Source organism: Gordonia alkanivorans NBRC 16433 (genome assembly GCF_000225505.1).
Classification (GTDB): domain Bacteria; phylum Actinomycetota; class Actinomycetes; order Mycobacteriales; family Mycobacteriaceae; genus Gordonia; species Gordonia alkanivorans.
The window spans coordinates 298,255-315,550 of the sequence record NZ_BACI01000050.1 but is presented as its reverse complement, the minus strand read 5'-3'; the positions used below and the strand labels follow the sequence as shown (position 1 = coordinate 315,550).

At 66.6% G+C, this 17,296-nt stretch carries 19 protein-coding genes; 9 read left to right on the top strand and 10 right to left on the bottom strand.

Going from position 1 to position 17,296, the window contains the following annotated elements:
* Positions 1-98: 98 nt before the first annotated feature.
* The gene (locus GOALK_RS09450) at positions 99-983 is read left to right on the top strand and encodes a 1,4-dihydroxy-2-naphthoate polyprenyltransferase (RefSeq protein ID WP_006358583.1); all 885 of its coding nucleotides are present in this window, start codon (positions 99-101) and stop codon (positions 981-983) included.
* Positions 984-1,043: 60 nt separating this feature from the next.
* On the opposite strand, the gene GOALK_RS09445 is transcribed toward GOALK_RS09450, so the two are convergent.
* Together GOALK_RS09445 and GOALK_RS09440 are read right to left on the bottom strand one after the other, a co-directional pair.
* Complete coding sequence (locus GOALK_RS09445; protein ID WP_006358582.1) at positions 1,044-1,892, bottom strand: Clp protease N-terminal domain-containing protein; 849 nt, start codon at positions 1,890-1,892, stop codon at positions 1,044-1,046.
* Positions 1,870-2,166, bottom strand: coding sequence for a helix-turn-helix domain-containing protein (locus GOALK_RS09440; protein WP_006358581.1), 297 nt, complete (start codon positions 2,164-2,166; stop codon positions 1,870-1,872). Before GOALK_RS09440 ends, GOALK_RS09445 begins: the two co-directional genes overlap by 23 nt.
* Before the next feature lie 311 nt (positions 2,167-2,477).
* Here GOALK_RS09440 and GOALK_RS23880 point away from each other — a divergent pair, with 311 nt between their 5' ends.
* From GOALK_RS23880 to GOALK_RS09415, 5 genes are all read left to right on the top strand, one after another.
* Positions 2,478-2,633 (top strand): hypothetical protein, encoded by a 156-nt coding sequence (locus GOALK_RS23880; protein ID WP_157139144.1) that lies wholly within the window; start codon positions 2,478-2,480, stop codon positions 2,631-2,633.
* Positions 2,633-4,933, top strand: a complete 2,301-nt coding sequence (locus GOALK_RS09430) for a TPR repeat domain-containing protein (RefSeq protein WP_006358579.1) — start codon at positions 2,633-2,635, stop codon at positions 4,931-4,933. The genes GOALK_RS23880 and GOALK_RS09430 overlap by 1 nt, the downstream gene beginning before the upstream one ends.
* A gap of 17 nt (positions 4,934-4,950) precedes the next feature.
* Entirely contained in the window at positions 4,951-5,652 is a 702-nt protein-coding gene (locus tag GOALK_RS09425; protein WP_006358578.1) for a hypothetical protein, read from the top strand.
* Between the two features lie 27 nt (positions 5,653-5,679).
* Entirely contained in the window at positions 5,680-5,952 is a 273-nt protein-coding gene (locus tag GOALK_RS09420; protein WP_006358577.1) for a hypothetical protein, read from the top strand.
* Between the two features lie 261 nt (positions 5,953-6,213).
* The gene (locus GOALK_RS09415) at positions 6,214-6,909 is read left to right on the top strand and encodes a LysE family transporter (RefSeq protein WP_050918664.1); all 696 of its coding nucleotides are present in this window, start codon (positions 6,214-6,216) and stop codon (positions 6,907-6,909) included.
* 73 nt (positions 6,910-6,982) lie between these two features.
* Here the strand turns inward: GOALK_RS09415 and GOALK_RS09410 are convergent, their stop codons facing one another.
* From GOALK_RS09410 to GOALK_RS09395, 4 genes are read right to left on the bottom strand one after another with little or no spacing between them, the layout of a single operon-like run.
* Entirely contained in the window at positions 6,983-9,565 is a 2,583-nt protein-coding gene (locus GOALK_RS09410; RefSeq protein ID WP_006358575.1) for an ABC transporter permease, read from the bottom strand.
* Complete coding sequence (locus tag GOALK_RS09405) at positions 9,562-10,254, bottom strand: ABC transporter ATP-binding protein (protein ID WP_006358574.1); 693 nt, start codon at positions 10,252-10,254, stop codon at positions 9,562-9,564. Before GOALK_RS09405 ends, GOALK_RS09410 begins: the two co-directional genes overlap by 4 nt.
* A gap of 40 nt (positions 10,255-10,294) precedes the next feature.
* The gene (cds1, locus tag GOALK_RS09400) at positions 10,295-11,416 is read right to left on the bottom strand and encodes an L-cysteine desulfhydrase Cds1 (protein ID WP_006358573.1); all 1,122 of its coding nucleotides are present in this window, start codon (positions 11,414-11,416) and stop codon (positions 10,295-10,297) included.
* 25 nt (positions 11,417-11,441) lie between these two features.
* Positions 11,442-11,768 (bottom strand): DUF4229 domain-containing protein, encoded by a 327-nt coding sequence (locus GOALK_RS09395; protein WP_040004095.1) that lies wholly within the window; start codon positions 11,766-11,768, stop codon positions 11,442-11,444.
* Positions 11,769-11,956: 188 nt separating this feature from the next.
* Between GOALK_RS09395 and GOALK_RS09390 the strand changes: the two genes are divergently transcribed.
* The 3 genes from GOALK_RS09390 to GOALK_RS09380 all read left to right on the top strand — a co-directional run bounded on the left by GOALK_RS09390 (position 11,957) and on the right by GOALK_RS09380 (position 13,076).
* A complete protein-coding gene (locus GOALK_RS09390) occupies positions 11,957-12,178 on the top strand; it encodes a BldC family transcriptional regulator (protein WP_006435233.1) in 222 nt (73 codons plus the stop codon).
* 73 nt (positions 12,179-12,251) lie between these two features.
* Positions 12,252-12,470: a hypothetical protein gene (locus tag GOALK_RS09385; RefSeq protein WP_006358570.1), complete on the top strand. Its 219-nt coding sequence runs from the start codon at positions 12,252-12,254 to the stop codon at positions 12,468-12,470.
* 138 nt (positions 12,471-12,608) lie between these two features.
* Positions 12,609-13,076 carry a helix-turn-helix domain-containing protein gene (locus GOALK_RS09380; protein ID WP_006358569.1) on the top strand — a complete coding sequence of 156 codons (468 nt, stop codon included), beginning with the start codon at positions 12,609-12,611 and terminating at the stop codon, positions 13,074-13,076.
* Between the two features lie 4 nt (positions 13,077-13,080).
* Here GOALK_RS09380 and ccsB read toward each other — a convergent pair whose 3' ends face one another.
* From ccsB to GOALK_RS09360, 4 genes are read right to left on the bottom strand one after another with little or no spacing between them, the layout of a single operon-like run.
* Positions 13,081-14,100, bottom strand: coding sequence for a c-type cytochrome biogenesis protein CcsB (gene ccsB / locus GOALK_RS09375; RefSeq protein WP_006358568.1), 1,020 nt, complete (start codon positions 14,098-14,100; stop codon positions 13,081-13,083).
* A 21-nt stretch (positions 14,101-14,121) separates the two neighbouring features.
* Positions 14,122-15,849, bottom strand: coding sequence for a cytochrome c biogenesis protein ResB (gene resB / locus GOALK_RS09370; protein ID WP_006358567.1), 1,728 nt, complete (start codon positions 15,847-15,849; stop codon positions 14,122-14,124).
* A gap of 13 nt (positions 15,850-15,862) precedes the next feature.
* Positions 15,863-16,693 (bottom strand): cytochrome c biogenesis CcdA family protein, encoded by an 831-nt coding sequence (locus GOALK_RS09365; RefSeq protein WP_006358566.1) that lies wholly within the window; start codon positions 16,691-16,693, stop codon positions 15,863-15,865.
* Positions 16,693-17,286 (bottom strand): TlpA family protein disulfide reductase, encoded by a 594-nt coding sequence (locus tag GOALK_RS09360; RefSeq protein ID WP_006358565.1) that lies wholly within the window; start codon positions 17,284-17,286, stop codon positions 16,693-16,695. The genes GOALK_RS09365 and GOALK_RS09360 overlap by 1 nt, the downstream gene beginning before the upstream one ends.
* Positions 17,287-17,296 lie beyond the last annotated feature (10 nt).

The window sequence follows — 17,296 nt, the reverse complement described above, 5'->3', positions numbered from 1 at the left end:
CCGGCCGCAGATGTCGCCGATCGTGTCGCGCGTCGCAACGATGCGCGACATCTGATGGGGTGGTCGGCGGCGATCCGGCGGCGTGGCAGGATCGATCCGTGGCAACCGCATCGCAGTGGATTCAGGGCGCACGCCCGCGGACTCTCCCCAATGCCGTGGCGCCCGTCGTGGCCGGCGTCGGAGCGGCGCTCCACGGCACCTCGGGATGGGGAGGGATCTCGTGGTGGAAGGCCGGGCTCGCACTGGTCGTGGCGGTGGCGTTCATCATCGGCGTGAACTTCGCGAACGACTACTCCGACGGTGTGCGCGGCACCGACGACGACCGTGTCGGTCCGTTGCGCCTCGTCGGCTCGGGTCTGGCGTCCCCGGGTTCGGTGAAGGCCGCGGCGTTCATCTGCTTCGGCATCGGGGCGGTGTGCGGTCTCGTGCTGGCGATCGCAACGGCCTGGTGGCTGGTCGTGGTGGGTGCGGTGTGCATCGCGGGTGCCTGGTTCTACACGGGCGGTAAGCGGCCGTACGGCTATGCGGGCTGGGGCGAGGTCGCGGTGTTCGTGTTCTTCGGTCTGGTCGCGGTGCTCGGAACCCAGTTCGTGACGTCGGACCGCGTCGACCTGGTCGGCCTCGCCTGCGCGGTGGGTGTCGGCGCGGTCTCCTGCAGCGTGCTGGTCGTCAACAACCTGCGCGACATCCCCTCCGACACCGAGAGCGGCAAGATCACCCTCGCCGTCCGGTTGGGCGACCCCCGCACCCGAATCCTCTTCGCCGTCCTGCTGATGGCCCCGCTCGTGATGAGCGTGGCGCTGGCCTTCGCGACCCCGTGGGCGCTCGTCGGGCTGTTGACGTTCCCACTGCTGTGGCAGGCGTACACGCCGGTCCGCACCGGGGCGCAGGGTCCGGCGCTGATCCCGTCGATCGGGACGACCGGCAAGGCGATGCTGGCGTGGGCGGTCGTCACCGCGGTGGCGTTGGCACTGACCTCATAGTCTGCCGGCGAAGAAGCCCGCTCCGGATCTGCTCCGGGGCGGGCTTCTTCGTATCGGGAATCAGACCTCCGCGTCGACCTCGGGCAGGCTCGCCCACACGGCGGCCTTGAGTTCATCTGCGGTGGTGGCCGATTCGATCAGCGCCCGCGAAGCCTCGTCGGCGGTGTCGATGATGCCGAGCAGCAGGTACTCGGCGCGGAGCTGGCGGTCGCCGCGTTCGCGGGCGATCTCGACCGCCCGGGCGAACACTGCGCGAGTGTCCGACGCGAACCGGGGGCGGTTACCCCGCCCGCGCGGACCACGACGGCCACGACCCGGTTCCCAGGGTCCCTCGCCGCCGGGGCCGAACGGTCCGGGTCCGAAGCCGCCGGCACCCTCGGGGCCGAAGCGCGGGTCGAAACCTTCTGGCCCGCAATCGGGGCGGGGTCCGCGGGCACGGTGCGGTCCATGATGACCGTGTCCGTGCCGGCGTCCACGTCCTCGGCCGTGCCCACGACCGTCGTCGGGCCCTCCTCGTCGGCCCGGCCCCCGTCCGGGGCGTTCGCCCCAGCCGTCGGACAGGTCCTCACCGAATCGTCCGCGAACGGCTTCGCGGACCTTGTCGAGGTCGATCCCGATGCTGCGCAGCGCTTCCCGGTCCTCCTCGTAGCGCCGGCGCGCCGACTCGTCGTCGGTGTCCGTCACATCGGCCTGGTCGGCGTGCTCGTCGTGGTACTTGCGCACCACTTCCCGCGCCGATGCCAGGGTCAGCTCCTGATCGGCGAGGATCGAGAACAGCGGACTCCGGGCGTTGCAGAGCATGCCCAGGATGAGGTGGTCGTTGCCGAGTTGCCGATGGCCGAGGTCGGCGGCCTCCTGCGTGGCGAAAGCCAGCAGCATCTTGTCATCACGAGTGAATCGTTCGAACATCTTTGACTCCTTCGGGTCCGCCCTCGCGGACCTCACGTTGTGAGTGCTTCTGATGCACGGCCTGCCGGCTGATCTGCAGCACTTCGGCGATCGCCTGCCAGCTCCAGCCATTGGCCCGAGCGTTGGCGACCTGAACTTCTTCGAGTCGGTCGGCCAACGTGCGCAGCGCTCGAACCGCTGCCAGGCCCTTCCCCGGGTCACTGCTCGCGGCGTCTCCGGCGAGGTCAGCGCCCTGGGCGTCGTCCGGCGTTTCGGTCTTCTGGTCGGCGTGCATGGTGTCAGGTTATGTTGACACCGCCTCCGTTGTCAAGATTTGTTGACAGTCGATTTCGCCTGTGGATGGTTGCGCAACAGCCAGTCCGCAGTCGGCTAGCATGCAACAAACTGCGGGGGGAGTTTGCGATGACAACGAAGGTTGATCCGGAAGAGCTGCGGGCAGCGGCGTCACAGTTCGCGCCGGTGATCGGATTCGGGCCGGTGTGGCCACCTCCGACGACATCCGCCGGGCTCGCTGTCACATCCGCGGCTGCGGGGTTAGACCAACTCGACACAGGCACAGCCCTCGCTGAGACAAAGACGTCCCTTATGTCGGCCTTGGCCACGCTCGGCGGCCGGCGGGCTGCTTGGGAATCGATCCTCAACGAGTCGGCCGACACCTACGAGGGAACCGACGTCACCTCGGCGAAACGACTTGCTGGCCTGGGTGACTTGAACCAGCCGCTGCCGGGGCAGCCCGGCTGATGGTCTACCCCACCCGGCCGATCGTCGCGGAGCTCAACTTCGACAAGATGCCGGCACTCGCTGAAGATCTGACCGAATACGCCGAATACACCGCTTCCGATGCCCGGATGACACGGGACACGATCACCGGCCTGGACTGGTCCGGCGGCGCGAAGAACGCCGCGGTCACTCGCGCCAACCATGAACACGCCCAACTGATGCGGGTGTCGGCAACCTTCACTTCCCTCGCCAATACCATCACCACCGGGCACACCGATTTGTCGTCCTTGGCAGGCAACCTGAAGCTGACCGCGACGGCCTACGAGGACAACGATTACTCGGTGGCGGACAACTGGAAGGTCACCGACTCATACAACTATGCGCTTGCCGAATCCGCAGCCGCCGGAGACGACGAGCAACTCACCGCACTCGAAACGTTGAAGGCCACCCGTGCGCGGATCGCCGAGAACGCGACACTCTGGATGGAGGGGGTTGCAAGAGATTTCGACACGGCCGATACCGACATCGCGGCAGCGATCCGGGGCGCAAACGGCGTGCTCGACCAATTAACGCCTCCCGCAGCAGGTTTGAGTGCCGGTGGCGCAGCGAAGATCCTGGACAACTGGGAAAACGGCCGTGGCCTGACCCAAGAGCAGATGTACGCGCTCGCCGCCGGGAACCTGACACCGGAGCAACTACAGGCGCTGCATGCGGGTCAACCTGTCAACATCCCGCAGGGACAATACGACTTCCTTCGAACTCTTTTCCGCGGGATGGACGGCATGTCCGTCGAGGAGATCACCGGACTGCCTGGCACCGGGGAGCAGAGTGCCGCAGTTCGAAACCTGCTCGCCAACGGAATGCAGATCATGAGCAATCCGTCTGTGTCCACCGACGCCGGGGACGCCGGCGGGATGGCGGTCCTGCCGACCAACGTGCGGACGCTACTCACCGAGAAGCCCGCGCAGACAGCCCCCTCCGCCCACGGTTCCGTGGTCAGGCGTCTTGGCGAGTTCGACGCGCTGGCAGACCTTCTCCTGGCGGGCGACGATTCGCTTCGAATGGGTACCGACATCGACCGGGCCTTCCTGAAGCAGGCGGCAGAGATCACCGCATCACTCGAGGGCGACCCGACTCGCAGGGCTTTCGGGGACGTGATCATGACCCCCGAAGAGACCTCCCGATTCCTTGACAAGATGATCGGAGTCGCGAGTCCGGACAAGGCCGCAATCCATGACTTCGTCACTGGATCAAATATGGACGTAACGTGTTCAGACGGAGGCAAATTCAACGCCGACAGTCATCTGGACGCGCTGTTCGGCCACAAGTGGGATGAAAACGCTACCAACGTCAACAATCTCTTCAAGTGGGTCGGTTCCGACGCCGGCAATCCACAGAATTCCTACTACGCCGGCACGGCCGCCGACACCGCCACCGCACTCGGGAAGTACCTCGGCGCCGAGTCGAACATGTCGATCGGCGGAAACCTCGGCGTCAACAGCCCGCACCTCGCACAGACGCTGGCGGGCGCGCTTGCCCCCTACCTCGGCGACTACGCGCACTCATTCACCGGGTCCACCGGTATTCCCACGTACGGTGCCGGAGAACTGACCGCAGGAGAGCTCAAGAACGTCTTCCGAGCCTTGGACTCGGACCCGGCGGCCGCTGCGATCATCAACCAGGCCGGTGCGCAGTGGCAGCTCGCGATGGCGTACCAGGCAGGAGCACATGACCTTCCCCAGCTCGGCGTGGCTGCCGGACTCCTGGCGGATGCGATGCGAGATGGCATGGACGAGGAAATCGCGCACCTGTCCGAGACCGCATACAAGGACCGCGTCGGCGACTATCAGGACAAGCTGAATGCGGCAACAATGCTGAGGTATGTCGCCTCGGTGAGCACCTACGGAGCCGCGCTCAATGCTCTGGTCCCGCCTGAAGTCGAACAGAGACTGTTCGGTGGACCGCCTGACCTCGATTCAATGACCGCAGAGGAGAGGGCGCGCTACGCCTCGGTGAACGTTCCTGCGTTGACTGATCCACAGGCCATTCGGTTCGCATACTTCGTTGGTGCGGCATCCACCGACCCCTCCCTTCAAGACCAGTTCCCTGGGGGCTTCGACGAAAAAGGCCGGCCAAACTACGAACAGCTGATCGAGTGGGACAAGGCCAATGGAGGCAAGTGGACGAAGTGGATGAGTGAGCAGATGTCACAGGGCTTCGACAGCAACTTCGATCTCGGTGTCGGCGCACCCGACCAACCCGGACCACCACCGCAGGCAGGCACGCTTCCACTCGTCCCGGGCGGAAAACCGGTCGGCTGACGGAGGAACAAAAAACAATGCGCTCCTTCTATTCAGTTATTCTCGCGCTCTTGCTGCTGCCGATGGTCAGTTGTTCTGGCGACGCACAGACCAACGACCTCCCTTTAACCGGCCCCCCGCCGGCTCAAGGTGCAGACCCGTCACAGTTCCCTTTCCGATGGATCCCGACCCGTGCGCTCGACCTCAAATCACCGGACGGAACCTTCGTACGTGCGATAGCCGAGACCGACGTTCTTTTCAGTTATCTGGGCAGCTCCGCGATGCAAGCACTGGTTCCCCCTGGATACGTCGAAGCAGCCCAGGAGCTTTGGACTCTGAGAGTGAACAACATACCCACCTTGAACATCGAGCCACGAACGACGTACCTGTTCGCAGTCGATTTCCCCGACACCGTGCGGCGAGCAGACGAACCGAGAGATCAACGTCACGCCTCGCCCACCCCGACCGATCAGCTCGGCAGAGCGGCCGTCTGCACCTTCAGCACGGGGCCAAACCCCAAACCCATTCTTCGCGCGCTCTTCACCTACCGGCGCACCGGCATCGCCCCTCCGGTTGACCAAAAGGGGGCGCTGAACCAGCCCACTGTGAACGTGTTCGGCGATTGGACGGCTCTCGAGGACTACGACACGCTTGACGATCGGCCCTGCGAGAGAACGCTTGCGTCGCCCGACGGTCAACATCAAAGCCCCAGCCCTGGATGGGCTGGCGCGAGCCACTGACCGCTAGCAGAATCAGGTATTCAAACCATGTCAAGTGAACTCGAAGGACTGAAGCCCCACATCATCGCCGCGCTCAAGTCACCGCCGGGCACAACCCTCAAGGACCTCGCCGCGCGCTTCCCCGAACTCGACCGCGAAGAACGCCTCGAGGAGGAGTTCCGGCGTCGCTACGACGACGCGATCTTCGACTGGCAGCACCACAACGGATGGAAACAAGCTCCGTATGACGTGGCGCAGGACATCGCCGAGCAGGTTCGACACGAGATCGAGTACGAGGTCCGAACAGGGAGACTCACCTGAGACAGACTCCGCCAGAAGTTGGGGCAGTTTGATCCGCCTACCGGATCAAACTGCCCCAAGAAAAAGGTGCTCGACGACCACGCCGAGCAGATGAGGTGGCAGCAGCCGGTCGCAACATCCTTGCCGCGATACCGAACGTCGACGCACCGCTGAATGCCATGGTGATCTGGGGACGCCACGGCTCTGACCACGAGACTCACGGCGCGTTCGAAGCGTCGCACTGCTACCGTCACGGCTCATGACGACTCCTACCGCCGCTGGATGGTCCGCCGACGAGCACCCGCCCTGCGCGCAGCAGCAGAACCTCTGCAGGGAGGATTCGGCAGCACACTCGTGATCACCGCACTGTTCGGTGGGATCGTTGCCGGCCTCGCGGTCGCGGTTCCGGTCGGTGCCGTCGGTGCACTCATAGTGATGACCGGCGCACACCGCGGGTGGCGGGTCGCAGCCGGCGGCGGCCTGGGAGCCGCGACTGTCGACGCCCTCTACGCGATCTTGGCGGTGATCGGCGGGAGTGCAGTCACCGCCGCTGTCGGAAGTGTGGCGACACCCCTGCGTTGGGTGGCCGGCCTCGTACTTCTGGTCCTCGGCGCGATGATGCTTCGATCGGGCTGGCGAAGCCGAAGCGGGACAACGGATGCCGGGCCCTCACGCCTCTTCGGCACCGCCGGCCGCGCCTATGTCAGCGTGTTCGGCGTGACGGCGATCAACCCCGCGACGGTCATCTACTTCGCCGCTCTCGTGGCCGGCGGTGCGGTCGTCGAACCCACGGCGGCCTCTGGCACCGCATTCGTTCTCGGCGTACTGATCGGCTCGGCGGCGTGGCAACTGGTTCTCGCCGCGGGCGGTTCGTTCCTCGGCGCAGCGCTCGTCGGCGACCGTGGTCGACGATGGACGGCGGTCATCGGAGGTGGGCTGACGATGCTCCTCGCCGCCCGAATCCTGATCGGGTCGTGAGTTTTCTCCGTATGACGTTGTGCCCGGATTCCGGGCACAACGTCATACGGAAATCAGCAGCACCGGGCAGGACCTACTCGTTCAGAATCGACTCGCTGATGTTCATCCGCGCTGCGCGCACGGCCGGTAGGAACGCGCCCACCAGGCACAGCGCCACCGCGATCGCGACGAACATCGCGGCAGACGGTCGAGGCGAGTAGATCACCGTCAATGAGGTTGTCACACTGAGGATTCGGTCACTCAACAGATGCATCATCGCACCGAGGACCACGCCGACGAGGGCACCCACCACCGCGACCGCGGCGGCCTCGGCGAGCACCATGCGCGAGATGAATTTCCGCGAGGCACCCATCGCCCGGAGCACACCCAACTCACGACGACGCTCGATCACCGAGAGCAGCAGGGTGTTCAGCAGCGCGATCGCGGCGGCGCCGGCGACGATCCACTGGATGGCCACCGTGAACGAACCCGCCTGCTGGACGGTCGCCTGCGTGGCGGCGAGCGCTTCCGCACCGGTGTAGACGCTGATGGGTTTGTTGCCGGTGGTCGGAACCTCCGCGACCAGCGCTTCGAGCGACTTCTGCACCTGCTCGGGGTCGGCGTCCGGTGCGGTGATCACCTGCAGGTAGGTGTCGCCCTCGCGTCCGAACCACTCCCCCAGCTGCTGCTGCGACAGCGCGGCGACCCCGGAGTCCACGGAGACGTAGTCGACGGTGTCCCGGACGATGACGTCGTGCGGACCGGTCGGCGTCGCCAGCGTCACCGTGTCTCCGACACCCACATCGAGCACGCGCGCAAGCACATTCGACAACAGGATGCCGTTCCCGGCGAGCACCTGCTCGACCGACTCCGGCGTCGCCTTCCGCATGAACGGCGCTCGCGACCCGGGTTCCAGACCCTGCACATTCGCTCGGCTCTCGCCGATGTTGACCGCAGCCCACTGACCGCCGACGACCTCGGTCACCCCGGGCACCTTCGCGGCCTCGCCGCGGATCGACGGCGGCAGGATCGGACCCAGCGGCAGGCTCGCCGACGAGGACGACGACACGTAGAAGTCCGGGTCGCCCAGGCCGTCCAGCGATTTCGACATCGACGAGACGAGGTTGTCCAGCGCACCCGACGTCCCCATGCCCACGGCGATCGCCACGGCGACCGTCATGAGCGTCGCCCACGCCCGACGCGGCGCGCGCTCGGTGTTGACCGACGCCAGCTGACCCGGTCCGCGGAACCAGCGGGCGGCCCGAACCACCAGCCAAGTCAACGGATTCGACAACGCGAAGCACACCAGCAGCGCACCCACGAGATAGACGACACCGGCGAGGATCGCCGGCCGGCCGGGCACCGTGGCCACGATGACCCACGATGCGATCAACCCGGCGACACCCACGATCGCCGCGATCACGACCACCGGGCCGCGACGTCTCGACGCGTCGGACACCTCGACGGGAGCCATCGCCTCCACCGGCGACACCGAGAACACCGACCGCGCGGCCAGCGATGTGGCGGCGACACAGGCGATCACACACGCGAGGACCGCGACCACGGGCGCGTACCCCGGGAGGTGATAGTTGATGACCGTGCCCACCGTGTCGGGCGGCGGATCGGGCAGGCTCGCGATGACCGCGCGGCCGGCGAGGATTCCGAACGGGATACCGACCACACCACCGACCAGACCCATCAGGGCGGCCTCGCCCAGCATGTCACCGACGAGGTGTGATCGTTTGGCGCCCAACGCCCGGATCATGGCGAGCGAACCGCGCCGCGACGCCACCGCCATGTTCATCGTGTTGAAGACCAGGAACGCCGCGATCACCAGCGACACCAGCGAGACGAGCAGCGTCGCGTCGCGCGTCACCGAACTCGCGACCTCGGCCTGTTTGGCGCGGAAGTCCGGATCGACGACGACCGCCCGGCCGTCGACGATCTCCTCGACCTGCTTGCGCACCGAACCGACATCGACGCCCGGTTCGGTGACGATGAGGATCGAATCGAGCCGTCCTTCCAGCCCGACGAGTCGTTGCGCGAGGTCGAGGTAGGCGAACAGAAACCGACCGTTGTTGAGTCCGGCCGCCTGCTCGTTGTCGACGACCTCCAGCACCTCGACGTCGACGCCGTTGACCGTCAGCTTCTGCCCGACGTCGAGGCCGAGTCCCGGTCCGACGAAGACGCCGTTGCGCAGTCGGTCGAAGTCGATCGAGGCGGAGTTCTCCTGTTGCACGGCGGATCGCAGGCTCCCCGACAGCGACGTGACGCGCTGGTCGGAACCGATGAGCGGGATCGCCGACTCGTCGACGACGACCGACCCGCGGATCATCGGTACGACGGCTTTGACACGGTCGACGTCGCGGCGGATCTGCCCGGCCAACGACTGGTCGACGCCACTGTCGGCGATCGCCGCGACCTCGAGATCGGCCGAACCGGAGATCGCATTGTTGAACGCGCGCACCGACTCCGAGGTCGAACCGAAGGTCCCCAGAACAGCGACGAGCAGCGCCGACGAGACGATGACCACCGCGAGCGAGGTGAACAGCCGCAGTCGGTGGGTGCGGATCTCGCGGATGTTGAGCAACCGGATACGGGTGAAGCCGGCGAGCAGGGCTTCGACACGCCTCCTCGCTGCGCTGGTCGGCTGCTCAGCCGGCGGGGTGTCGCTCACTCCGCGATCTTCCCGTCGCGCACCGTGATCGTGGTGTCGGCGAACGCAGCCGCCTTGGGGTCGTGGGTCACCATGACCACCAGTCGATCCGGCGCGGCGTGCGCGACGTCGGCGAGCAGTTCCAGCACCGATTCCCCGGTCTTGGAGTCGAGGTTGCCGGTGGGTTCGTCGGCGAGCAGGATCGTCGGGTCCATGATGAGCGACCGGGCGATGGCCACGCGCTGCATCTGTCCGCCGGACAATTCCGACGGCCGGTGGTCGACGCGGTCGCCGAGGCCCACCTGCTCGAGGAGTTCGACGGCGCGCGGTTTGGCCTTGCGCAGCGACTGGTTGTCGAGCAGTCGTGGCAGCGCCACGTTCTCCCACGCCGACATGGTCGGGACGAGGTTGAAGAACTGGAAGACGAAGCCGACGCGATGGCGCCGGAAGGCCGACGCGGCGGTGTCGTCGAGCGCACCGAGATCGACTCCGTCGATGGAGATCCGGCCCGACGTCGGGGTGTCGAGGGCGCCCAGGATGTGCAGCAGCGTGGACTTGCCCGCGCCGGAGGGACCGACGATGGACGCGAACTGCCCTCCGTCGATGGTCAGATTCAGTCCGTCGAGGGCGCGGACGCGTTCCTCACCCATCTGGTACTCACGCACCAGGTCGACGGCCTCGACGAGTGGACGCACGGTTTCGGTCGGCACCCCCCGGATGGTAGCTCACCGGGTTGGTGCGGCTCGGGGCTCAAGCCGTCCAGCGTCCCGTCGCGAGGAACTCATCGAGGATCGCGTTCGCCGGGTCCAGATCGAAAGACTGTGCAGCGATCCACTTCTCGTCGAAGTAGGTGTTGGCGTAGCGGTCACCCGGATCGCACAGGAGCGTCACGATGCTGCCGGCCCGGCGATCGGCGACCATCTCCGCGACGAGGGAGAACGCACCCCATATGTTGGTGCCGGTCGACCCGCCGACGCGGCGCCCCAGCATCTCCGACAACCGGTGCGTGGTGGCGATCGAGGCCTCATCGGGAACGCCGATCATCCGGTCGATCACCTGGGAGATGAACGACGGCTCGACGCGCGGCCGGCCGATTCCCTCGATACGCGAACCGATCTCACCGGTGAGCGTTCCGTCTCCGGTCTCGTACGCCGGCAGGAACACCGAGTTCTCCGGGTCGACGACCGCGAGCCAGGTGTCGTGGCGCCGGTACCGCACATAGCGGCCGAGCGTCGCCGAGGTGCCGCCGGTACCGGCGCCCACCACGATCCACGTCGGGACCGGGTGCTCCTCGTCGGCCATCTGGGCGAAGATCGATTCGGCGATGTTGTTGTTGCCGCGCCAGTCGGTGGCCCGTTCGGCCATCGTGAACTGGTCGATGAAGTGCCCGCCCAACTCGGCCTCGAGGCGCAACGCCTCGGTGTAGACCTCGCCGGGATGTTCGACGAAATGACAACGGCCGCCGTGCCGTTCGATCAGCCTGGTCTTCGCCGGCGACGTACTCGACGTCATCACCGCGATGAACGGCACGCCGATCAGCTCGGCGAAGTAGGCCTCGCTGACGGCCGTCGAGCCCGACGACGCCTCGATGACGGGCGTGCCCTCGGTGACCCAGCCGTTGCAGATGGCGTAGAGGAACAGCGACCGGGCCAGACGATGCTTCAGCGATCCGGTCGGATGTGTCGACTCGTCCTTCAGGTACAGGTCGACACCGGCCTCGCCGTCGGGCCCGGACCATCGCGACCACGCGGGCAACGGAACCCGCAGCAAATGCGTGTCGGCACTGCGCCGGGCGTCGGCCTCGATCAGCCGTACCGCGTTCTGCGCCCAGGCGCGGTCTCCCCGATGATCGACGACCCGCGTCGGCCTCATGCGGGACGCCCCGTTCGGAACGACCTCACTTGTCCCCGCGCAGGCGCGACTGGAGGTCGTCGTGGCGGGCCCGACGATCGGCCTCGATCGCGGCGATCTCGCCGTTGACCTTCAGCCTGAGCGACTTGAACAGGTACATGCCAAGCGGGAGCGCGATCAGCACGCCGAAGACGGCGGCCACGAGGAACGGCACGTCGACACCGACGAGCTTTCCGCCGAAGAGGATGACCGCGGCGATGACCACGACGAGCAGCATGCGCGCGACCGTGTAACCGAACAGGGCGACCGCCAGGGCCGCGGGGCGGCCGCTTGGCGTAGGTGTACCGGGGGCAGGGTCTTGCGCTTCACTCACCACCTCAGAGTACTTGGCACCCCTCGAAGACCTGCACGTCGAGGGCCTTTGCACGCTCTTTACCTGCGGCTGACGGTTCGAGTACCTGGGCGATTTGCGTGTATTCATGAAACACGCGTCCATCACGTGCCGGGCCGATTCGCCAAACCGTGGCGCACCGACAGGGCACCATCGTTTCAGGGGGAAACGTGACCAGCATCGAAACAACCGCGTCCACCTACATCACCCCGGGACTCGCCAGCCAGCACACCCTGACCCCCGGCCAGGTGGCGGCGATGTTCAATGTGAATCCCAAAACCGTCGCACGCTGGGCCAGCTCGGGCATCCTCGGCTCCATCCGCACCCCGGGCGGCCATCGACGCTTCCGCGAAGAGGACGTGGTCGCACTCCTGAACCGTCGCACCCACTAGTCGGGCCGGCCCATCGAGCGACCTCAACCGGCTGCCAGACGAACTGACGTACCCTGGTTGACGGGAGGTTGCCATGACTTATCTGTTCGCCGTTCTCGGTCTGCTCGCCATCGGTTTCCTGATGTGGCGTGCGTTCGGTCCGCAACCCGACGGCGGCGGCAGCGCCTCCCCGTCCGGCGGTCAACGGCGTCGCTCCAGAGGGCCGGTCGGCCCCGACGACGACCCCGACTTTCTTCGTGACCTCGACAATCGCACCCGTGACACCAACGGCGGAGAAGCTGACGACCTCTGACGTCAGCCATCTGCTGAACCGCGTCATATACAAAAACCTGAGACGAGATTCAGAAAGCCTTGCCGGAACATACCCAGGGGTAGGGTAATGTCCTTCTCATCATCGACTCCACGATGGATGATCCGAGAGAAGGCGCCGTTGAACCCGGGACGATCTCCGCAAGGGGCGTCGACCGATGACGACCTGAGCTTCGCAGACAAGATCGGTCACCTGTTCGAGCACAGCCGTGACGAGAACGGGATCCGCTACACCGGCAAGAAGATCGCCGAGAAAGCGAACCGCTTGGGGTACTCGCTGTCGGATGCGTACATCTCGCAGCTCCGCACCGGCAAAGCTCGTACTCCGTCGTTCCGCACCGTCGAAGCCATCTCCCGTGCCTTCGACGTGAGCGTCACTTATTTCCTCTCCAATCCCGACGAGGACCTCGAGCGCGTCAGACAGCAGCAGAACTATGTCGAGATGCTCGAGGTCACCGGCAGCCACCTGGCCGGGATCGACCTCGGTTCACTGTGCCCGGACACGATCGATGCCCTCATCGATCTGCTGAAACTCGTGAAGTCACAGGCTCTGGCGAAGCAGGCCGAGACCCCGGAGCCCGACGCCTGACGGCTCAGAGGCCTGCGTACGAGTGCAGGCCCGAGACGACCAGGTTGATGATGAACAGGTTGAACAGCATCGCGACGAAGCCGGCGACGTTGATCCAGGCCGCGGCGGTGTTGCGCCAGCCTGCGGTTGCGCGGGCGTGCAGATAGGCCGCGTAGATCACCCACGCGATGAACGACACCGTCTCCTTGGGGTCCCAGCCCCAGAAGCGTCCCCACGCTGCCTCGGCCCAGATGGCTCCGCAGATCACGCCGAGGCCGAAGAGCGGGAAGCCGACGACAACGGTCTTGTAGGCGAGGCGGTCCAGGCTCTCGGCCGCCGGGATGTGGTCGACGATGCGACGCAGCGCGCCCCCCAGTCCCGGGCGAGCGGTGGAAGCCGCGTTGTCGGCGGGGTTCGACGCCCAGCGCATCTTCATCAAATACAGGATGCTGGCGACACCCGAGACCATGAGGATGCCGGAGGACACCGAGATGATCGACACGTGCACGGTCAGCCAGTACGACTTGAGCGCCGGGACCACCGGGGCGGCCTGGGTGTAGAGCCAGCGACCGGCGATGAACATCAGCAGGATGACCGGCAGCAGCACGAACGACAGCAGCGCGCGGTGTTCGGGTTTGCGCAGGATGATCAGCGCCGCGAGCACGCCGGCCGCGCACGTCATCGAGACGAACTCGTACATGTTGCCCCACGGGGCGCGATCGGTGGCGATGGCGCGCAGGACAATCGACGCGAGGTGGGCGATCAGGCCGACATACACGACCGGCAGGCCCATGTTGCCGAGCTTGTCTCCCAACGTCCGCTTCGGGGGACCCGCGACACGGCCGGGCACGCGCACAGCGTCCGTACCCGATGCAGCGGAACCGGCGGCGACGAGTTCCCGCTCCTCGAGCTTGCGGCCGCGAACCGCCGCCAGCGCTCCGAAGAACAAGAAAGCCGCCACCACGTACACGGTGATCGCGGTGCCGTACAACAGGTCGGAGTAGCGAGCCAGCGTCTCGTCCACCTGAGCGGTGCCGTTGTTCATCAAGGTTCCTTTCGCCGGAGGCTAGAGCCGCCGGGTCGTGCGCCGCGAGGTGTTTGCGTCGTCGTCGACGACGAGTGCCGCCGCCTGATCTTCGAACCCTTCACCCCAGCCGGCCTGATCGGTACGGGCCAGACCGGCAATCTCTACTACAGTACGTCGTTTTCCATCGAGCGGTTCGGAGCCGGCCGGGTTTCGACTGCCGTCCTGCCCGGTGGTGACCGGTGCCGGGACGAGCCGCGCCCAGATGCGACGGCGGCGGATCAGCAGCGAGATCAGAAGCCCGCCGAGCATCACGATCGAGCTGACCAGCACCCAGATCTGTGCCGGGTCGTGGGAGACCTGCACCGACACCCACCGCTTGTATCCGTCGAAGGTGACGGTGGTGCCGTCGGCGGTGGTGTGGCTCTGGCCGATGCTCAGGTTCACCTGTGCCTGCCGCTGGAGGCGGCCCTGCTCGACGAGGTCCTGGTCGAGGGAGTAGACGTTCTGCGGTTTGCCGGTGTCGAGACCGGTGTCGCCCTTGTAGACGCGGATCGCGACGGCCGGGTCGTCGGGCTCGGGAGACAGCGACGTCAGCAGGGTCCCGTGGTAGAGCGCGGTCGGCGCGAACAGGCCCTCGAGCGCGATCTGGTTCTTCCGTCGCTCGTCGGCGTCGGGATAGAGACCGGCCGGGGTGTCGTAGCGCACCGCACCCGAGGACAGCATCGTCTGCAGTTCGTCCGGGACGAACGGGACGGTCTGGGTGCGCTTCTCCCCGTTGGGGAAGGTCACGGTGAAAGTCGGGGCGAAGCCGTTGCCCAGCACGTAGACACGGTCGCCGGCGACGCGCAGCGGTTCGTTCACGCGGACCGAGGTGCTGGTCCAGGTGTCCGGGGAGCCGACCTTGGTTCCCTCCGCGTAGCGGATCGTCGCGTCGTACATGTCGGGCTGCCCGCTGGGCAGGAAGGTCGCCGAGAAGTCGTCGACGCGGAAGCAGAACGGCGACAGGTCGGTGCCGTCGACGAGGTTGCCGGCGCGGAAGGAGTCGTAGACGGCGGTCGAGGTGTTGCACATGCCCTGCTCGCCGTCGGCGACGAGGATTCGCGTGCCCTCGTAGCCGAACATCTTTCCGGCCGCGATCGACACCAGCAGCGCGAGCAGCGCGAAGTGGAAGACCAGGTTGCCGAACTCCCGCAGGTAACCCTTCTCCGCGGACACCTCGACGCAGCCGTCGGGGTAGGCCTTGGACGGTTCGCGGACGACGACCTCGCGCCGCCAGCCGCGGAGCCGGCCGTTGATGCGGTCGGCGATCTCGTCGGGGGTGCCGTCGACGGTGTGGGTGACGTGCCGCGGGAGCCGCGACAGATTGCGCGGCGTGGCAACGGGTTTGGCACGCAGGCTGTGGAAGTGCTCGATCATCCGCGGCGTGAGGCAGCCGACCAGCGAGACGAACAGCAGCACGTAGATGGCGGTGAACCAGACGCTGGAGAAGACGTCGAACAGCTGCAGCCGGTCCATCCAGGTGCCGAGCGTGCCGCGTTCGGCGATGTACTCGAGCGTCTTGGTCTCGTTCAGCTCGCGCTGCGGGAGGAGCGCTCCGGGGATCGCCGCGAGTGCCAGCAGGAAGAGCAGCAGCAGGGCGGTGCGCATCGAGGTCAGCGAACGCCACAGGTTGCGCAGCGGCCAGAGCACCCGGCGTCGGGCCCAGTGCGGCTTGGGCGCGCCGGGTTCGGGGGTGTCCACCTGGGGACGGTCGGAGACGTCGGTCATGGCTGCAACACGCTCAGATCGGTAGTTGGGTGTCGGTGACGAAGCGGACCTGGACCCAGACGATGAACTGGTCCCACCAGCCGGTCAGCAGTGCGACGCCCACGCCGATGAGGAGGACGCCACCGATGATCTGGATGGTCCGGGCGTTGCGGCGCAGCCAGCCGAGGCTGCGCAGGGCCCACGCCGAGGAGAATGCCAGCACGACGAACGGCAGGCCGAGGCCCAGGCAGTACGCGACGATGAGGGTCACGCCCTTGGCCGCGGTCGCACCCTCGGTGCCGCTGACGGTCGCGATGACCGAGGCCAGCGTCGGTCCGAGGCACGGCGTCCAGCCGAGCGCGAAGACCGCGCCGAGCAGCGGGGCGCCGACGATGTTGGAGACGCGCACCGGCTCGAAGCGGACCTCACGCTGCAGGGCCGGGATGAGGCCGATGAACACCAGGCCCATGGCGATGGTGACGACGCCGCCGATACGTTGCAGCAGTTCACGATTGAGGACGAACGTGCTGGTGACCCCCAGCACCGTCGCGGTGGCAGCGACGAACACGACGGTGAAACCGAGTACGAACAGGCCGGCGGCGAGCGCGACCCGTGAGCGTCCGGTCTTGGCTCCCTCGCCCGCCTTCACCGCGGGCGCCTCGGCGCCGACGAGTCCCGCGAGATACGACAGATAACCGGGGACGAGCGGCACCACGCACGGCGACGCGAACGAGACGAGACCGGCCAGCAGACATGCCGCGAGGGCGAGTAGGAGCGGGCCGCTGGTCACCGTGTCGGCGAAGGTGTCGCCGATCGACGAGGCGAGGACGGTCGTCGTCAGGTCGGCCGTGGTGGGCTGGGACATCAGGCGGCACCCGTGGGTTCCGCGGCGACCCGCTTGACGACCTCGTCGAGTTCCTTGTCGGAGACGGCCTTGAGGAAGACCGCGGCCGGCCGGTGCTGACGGTCGAGGACGATCGTCGTCGGGACCACCGAGGTCGGGGTGGTCAGTGCCGCCAGGGACAGGCCCGGGAAGTCGTAGATGGACGGGAACCCGACCTTGCGGTCGATCACGAAGTCCTTCGCGGAGTTCCGGTCGTCGCGCAGGTTGATGCCGAGGAACTCGACTCCGTTGTCACGGTTGTCCTCGTAGACGCGCTCGAGGTCGTCGGCCTCGCCACGGCAGGGCCCGCACCACGAACCCCAGACGTTGATGACCACGACCTTGTCGGCGAACCTCGCGTCGGACAGCGACAGCGGCTGCCCGCTCACGAGGTCCTCGCCCTCGAGGCCGGCGATCGGTTTGCGGTCGGCCGGTTCGTAGGTGATGACCGTCTGCCCGCCGGGCGACACGAACTGGAAGGTGTTCCCCTGTGCCACCGCGTCGTCACCGGTGCTGCAGCCGCTGATCAGCAGGATCAGGGCCGACAGCACTGCCGGCAGGAGGAACTTGCGCACTGCTTCTCTA

Coding starts and splice junctions, on each gene's coding strand:
- GOALK_RS09445 (WP_006358582.1), bottom strand. CDS start 1,892: ATGTTCGAACGATTCACTCGTGATGACAAGATGCTGCTGGCTTTCGCC.
- GOALK_RS09440 (WP_006358581.1), bottom strand. CDS start 2,166: ATGCACGCCGACCAGAAGACCGAAACGCCGGACGACGCCCAGGGCGCT.
- GOALK_RS23880 (WP_157139144.1), top strand. CDS start 2,478: ATGTCGGCCTTGGCCACGCTCGGCGGCCGGCGGGCTGCTTGGGAATCG.
- GOALK_RS09430 (WP_006358579.1), top strand. CDS start 2,633: ATGGTCTACCCCACCCGGCCGATCGTCGCGGAGCTCAACTTCGACAAG.
- GOALK_RS09425 (WP_006358578.1), top strand. CDS start 4,951: ATGCGCTCCTTCTATTCAGTTATTCTCGCGCTCTTGCTGCTGCCGATG.
- GOALK_RS09420 (WP_006358577.1), top strand. CDS start 5,680: ATGTCAAGTGAACTCGAAGGACTGAAGCCCCACATCATCGCCGCGCTC.
- GOALK_RS09415 (WP_050918664.1), top strand. CDS start 6,214: ATGGTCCGCCGACGAGCACCCGCCCTGCGCGCAGCAGCAGAACCTCTG.
- cds1 (WP_006358573.1), bottom strand. CDS start 11,416: ATGAGGCCGACGCGGGTCGTCGATCATCGGGGAGACCGCGCCTGGGCG.
- GOALK_RS09385 (WP_006358570.1), top strand. CDS start 12,252: ATGACTTATCTGTTCGCCGTTCTCGGTCTGCTCGCCATCGGTTTCCTG.
- ccsB (WP_006358568.1), bottom strand. CDS start 14,100: ATGAACAACGGCACCGCTCAGGTGGACGAGACGCTGGCTCGCTACTCC.
- resB (WP_006358567.1), bottom strand. CDS start 15,849: ATGACCGACGTCTCCGACCGTCCCCAGGTGGACACCCCCGAACCCGGC.
- GOALK_RS09365 (WP_006358566.1), bottom strand. CDS start 16,693: ATGTCCCAGCCCACCACGGCCGACCTGACGACGACCGTCCTCGCCTCG.